The sequence below is a fragment of the Pseudomonas sp. AGC41 genome (assembly GCF_057334555.1).
The window spans coordinates 8,611-13,298 of record NZ_JBHFJB010000043.1 but is presented as its reverse complement, the minus strand read 5'-3'; the positions used below and the strand labels follow the sequence as shown (position 1 = coordinate 13,298).

Here is a 4,688-nt window from a genome sequence, read left to right as displayed (position 1 = left end):
GCTCGCGAAGGCGTCGGCACATTCGACACAGATGCCAACTGAACCACCGCTTTCGCGAGCCCCCCCCCTCCCACAGATATCTCATCAACTCGCAGCAGCCTGCGCCTCGACCAATTGCGTCCACAATGCCGGGGCACCGGCGGACTTGGCGATGGCTTCCAGACGCGCGGCATGTTCGGCCAGGTCGCTTTCGCTGGCACGGATGATCCGGGCCGGCTTGCGGTCCGCCGGCAAACGCCGGATCTCGCTCGCCTGGTTACCCGAACCTTCGCCGGTACCATTGCCGTCAGACGCGTTGCCGGCCAGGGACAGGCTGGTCTGACCGCCAGTCATGGTCAGATAGACGTCGGCGAGGATCTCGGAGTCGAGCAAGGCGCCGTGCAGCTCACGCCCGGAGTTGTCGACTCCGTAGCGCTTGCACAAGGCATCGAGGCTGTTGCGCTGGCCCGGGTGCCGTTCCCGGGCCATCATCAAGGTATCGAGGATGGTGCAATGCCGGGTGATGTCGGCCCGGTCGTGCTGGCCCATCAGGGCGAATTCATTGTTGATGAACCCGACGTCGAACGCCGCGTTATGGATGATCAACTGCGCACCCTGGATGAATTCGAAGAACTCATCGGCCACCTCGGCGAAACGCGGCTTGCCCACCAGAAATTCATTGGTGATGCCGTGCACGCCGATGGCACCCTCGTCGCTTTCGCGGTCCGGTTGCAGGTAAACGTGGAAGTGACGACCGGTCAGGCGCCGACCGATCAGCTCGACACAGCCGATTTCGATGATCCGGTGACCGTCGGTCACCGGCATGCCGGTGGTTTCGGTATCCAGTACTACAGATCTGTTGGCCATCAGTGTTCAGCTCTCAAACGGGCAGTCTTGCAAAAGCGCGGATATTAACACGCCCAGACAGGGATGAGCCTGAGCCTGCTTTTGTGGTGAGGCCCGGATCAAGCCTGCTTATACCCCCGCACCTCATCCACCCCACGATTGGCCAACTGGTCGGCCCGCTCGTTGCCGTGGTGGCCGATGTGCCCGCGCACCCATTTCCAGGTGACATTGTGGCGGTTGACCTGCTCGTCCAGCAGTTTCCAGAGATCAGCATTCTTGACCGGTTCCTTCGCCGCCGTTTTCCAGCCGCGCTTCTTCCAGTTGGCCATCCACTCGTTGATGCCTTTCATTACATACTGCGAGTCGGTCACCAGCAGCACATCGCATGGCCGCTTGAGTTCTTCCAGGCCGCGAATGGCGCCCATCAGCTCCATGCGATTGTTGGTGGTGTTGGCTTCGCCACCCCAGAGCTCCTTTTCCACGCCCTTGCACACCAGCAACGCCCCCCAGCCACCCGGACCCGGGTTGCCCTTGCAGGCGCCATCAGTGAAAAGTTCTACGCTATCGCTCATGCAATCTATCCAGAAAAAATGCAAAGTCCCGCCGGTCGGGACCGCTCGGCACCCGAAGCCGAATGCCGGCCAGAACCATTGGAAATGAAGTTACGGCTCGATGTGCCGGCGATTGACCTTGGCCATCGGCAAGGGAATCAGCTTGCCCACCGGCTCACGCCGCGCCTGGCGTACCGGGCGCAAGCCGACCGCGATCTTGCGCGCCACCAACAGATAGAAGCCGCCGCCGGACAACTGCCAGGCACCGGCCTTGCGCTCCCAGCCGGCCAGCCGGGCCTGCCACTTGGGCGACGCGAGCGGCGGACGATAGCACCCGAAGCGGCGTTTCTCCAGTGCGAAGCCCAACAGGTTGAGCCAGTCGCCAACCCGCGAGGCCGAGATGCAACGGGCCTTGCGCAGCGCGTCGCCAGCGAACACATGACGCAGTCCCCAACTGCTCCAGGGATTGATGCCGATAATCAACAGATGGCCGCCAGGACGCACGCTGCTGGCGGCCTCGCGCAACAGACCATGGGGCGACAGGCAGAAATCCAGGCCGTGCTGCATGACCACCACATCGGCGGCATGCTCGCTCAACGGCCAGGCCTGCTCCTCACAGACGATCTCCACACCAGGCAATGGCGCGCCCAGGCGGACATTACGCTGCACCTGCGGCGCCGACGGCGGCGTCTGCGCCGAGGGGCCGTAATGCACCAGGTAGCCACCAAAGAACCGGCCCAACTCGTCTTCGAGCATGCGCCGTTCTTCTTCCAGCAGGAATTGTCCGACAGGGCCGGACAGCCATTCACGGGCGGAACTGATCAATGCCAGCCATTCAGGATCAGCCTGAGCGAACGCTTCATCAGTCATTGCATTCTCCAACGCACCAGGAAGTTCTAAGATGCGCCTTTGTTTTGAGCTTGGCGAATTCAGCGATGATACAGATCAGTGCCCTGCCCGCGTTTACCGATAACTACATCTGGTTGTTACAGGATCACTCGACCCAGCGCTGCGCCGTGGTCGACCCGGGCGATGCCGCCCCCGTGCGGGCCTGGCTCGACGCCCATCCCGGCTGGATCCTGAGCGACATCCTGATCACTCACCATCACCATGACCATGTGGGCGGTGTCGCGGCGCTGAAAAGCGCGACGAACGCCACCGTCTACGGGCCGGCCAGCGAAAACATCCCTGCGCGTGACATCGCCCTGGAGGACAACGCCAAGGTCAACGTGCTGGGCCTGGACTTCGATATCTACGCCGTGCCCGGACACACCCTTGGGCATATCGCCTACTACCATCGCGGCCTGCTGTTCTGCGGTGACACGCTGTTCGCCGCCGGTTGTGGCCGGCTCTTCGAGGGCTCGCCCGAACAGATGCACCACTCCTTGAGCCGCCTCGCCGCACTGCCCGACGATACGCTCGTCTACTGCACCCATGAATATACCCTGAGCAACCTCAAGTTTGCCGTCGCGGTCGAACCGGCCAACCCGGACATTGCCGCGCGCCTGGAGAAAGTCACCGAGCAGCGCAGCCAGGGCGTCATCACCCTGCCCTCGACCCTGGCTCTGGAAAAACTCACCAACCCGTTTCTGCGCACCGCCGAAACATCCGTTAAAGAAAAAGCAGACGAACGGAACGGTCAGCGTAACCAGACGGCGAGTGAGGTTTTTGCGGCCTTGAGGGCCTGGAAAGATAAGTTCTAAGCCAGCTACCAATTGATACAAAAATTCTGAATGGTTGACCTGTTGGGGTGCGCTTCCTAGAATCGGCCGACATTTTTGCCCGGAACTTACTTCCAGCCAATGTCGTCATCTATCCGCAGGTCCGTCCAGTCAGACACATTGACCCGCTTGGCTCAAGCCATCGCGGTGGCTGTGTCCGCCACGCTGGCGGGCTGCCAGAGCACCAGCCAGGTGCCGCAGACCGATGTCGCGCATACGCCGAACATCGCCGCGCGAGCCAAGCAAAAACCCGTGTGGCTCACTGAAAAACCCAGCCCACAAGTGCCCCAGGACGTGTGGGAACGCATGCGCCAGGGCTTCCAGCTGCAGGAAACCGCCGGGGTCAACCCGCGCATCGAGCAGCAGCGCCTGTGGTTCGCCAGCAACCCTTCCTTTCTGGAAAACGCCGGGGAACGTGGCAGCCTGTACATCCACTACATCGTCGAGCGTCTGGAAGAGCGCAACATGCCGCTGGAGCTGGCGCTGTTGCCGGTGATCGAAAGCGCCTATAACCCGATGGCCTATTCCCGTGCCAACGCGGTGGGGCTTTGGCAGTTCATCCCGTCCACCGGGCGTTATTTCAACCTGCGCCAGACGCGTTTCTATGACGGACGCCGCGACATCACCGCGTCCACCACGGCCGCAATGGATTACCTGACGCGCCTGCATGACATGTTCAACGGCGACTGGCTGCTGGCGCTGGCGGCCTACAACGCCGGCGAAGGCACCGTCAGCCGGGCCATCGAGCGCAACGAAAAACTCGGACTGCCCACCGACTACTGGAACCTGCCTCTGCCCAGCGAAACCCAGGCCTACGTGCCGAAGCTGCTGGCGTTGTCCCAAGTGGTATTGGCCCCCGATGCCTACGGCGTGAACCTCAACCCGATCGCCAACGAACCGTATTTCCAGGTGGTCGAGATCAACCAGCGCATGGACCTTTCCAAGGTCGCAGCCGTGGCGAACATCGACGAGGACGAGCTGTTCCAGCTCAACCCGGCTTTCAAGCAGCGCACCACCATCGACGGCCCGCAACACTTGCTGGTCCCGACTTCCAAGGCACAATTGCTGACCGCCAGCCTGTCAACGATGCGCCCTGAAGAGTTGATCAGCCCGCGCTCGCTCAAGCCGGTCTTCGAAAACGCCGATGACAGCGAAGTGGAAGGTGTACGGCGCAGCTACCGGGTCAAGCGCGGCGACAACCTGGCCCAGATCGCCAAGGCCAACAACGTCCAGACCAAGGACCTGCAACGCTGGAACAAGCTCAGCGGCAACAAGCTCAAGGTCGGCCAGACCCTGGTCATGCAGGACGTCAAGGCCACCAAGGCAACCAAGGCCAGCGGCAAACGCATCAACACTGTCGTGGCCGCCAAGGGCAAGGAACAGAAGAAGCAGACCCAGTACAAGGTCAAGCAAGGCGATTCGTTGTACGTCGTCGCCAAGCGCTTCAACGTCGAAATGCAGCATCTCAAGCGCTGGAACCCGCGCATGGGCAAGGCGCTCAAGCCTGGGCAAATGCTGACGGTCTATTCCCCGCATTAACAGCAGAGCTCGCCGTGGGGGGGGGGGTTGCTCCCGCTGGGCTGCACAGCAG

At 61.9% G+C, this 4,688-nt stretch carries 5 protein-coding genes; 2 read left to right on the top strand and 3 right to left on the bottom strand.

The genetic code is table 11. The features are described 5' to 3' along the window. Window positions 1-84 precede the first annotated feature (84 nt). The 3 genes from dnaQ to ACE04F_RS08430 form a co-directional block, all read right to left on the bottom strand. Complete coding sequence (gene dnaQ / locus ACE04F_RS08440) at window positions 85-846, bottom strand: DNA polymerase III subunit epsilon (protein WP_434601099.1); 762 nt, start codon at window positions 844-846, stop codon at window positions 85-87. Window positions 847-944: 98 nt separating this feature from the next. Beyond that, window positions 945-1,397: a ribonuclease HI gene (rnhA, locus tag ACE04F_RS08435; RefSeq protein WP_030142629.1), complete on the bottom strand. Its 453-nt coding sequence runs from the start codon at window positions 1,395-1,397 to the stop codon at window positions 945-947. 90 nt (window positions 1,398-1,487) lie between these two features. Continuing rightward, window positions 1,488-2,246: a class I SAM-dependent methyltransferase gene (locus ACE04F_RS08430; RefSeq protein ID WP_486105813.1), complete on the bottom strand. Its 759-nt coding sequence runs from the start codon at window positions 2,244-2,246 to the stop codon at window positions 1,488-1,490. Window positions 2,247-2,311: 65 nt separating this feature from the next. Here ACE04F_RS08430 and gloB point away from each other — a divergent pair, with 65 nt between their 5' ends. Beyond that, window positions 2,312-3,079: a hydroxyacylglutathione hydrolase gene (gene gloB / locus ACE04F_RS08425; RefSeq protein WP_486105811.1), complete on the top strand. Its 768-nt coding sequence runs from the start codon at window positions 2,312-2,314 to the stop codon at window positions 3,077-3,079. Between the two features lie 99 nt (window positions 3,080-3,178). Continuing rightward, window positions 3,179-4,636 (top strand): transglycosylase SLT domain-containing protein, encoded by a 1,458-nt coding sequence (locus tag ACE04F_RS08420; RefSeq protein WP_305500437.1) that lies wholly within the window; start codon window positions 3,179-3,181, stop codon window positions 4,634-4,636. The last annotated feature ends 52 nt before the right edge of the window (window positions 4,637-4,688 follow it).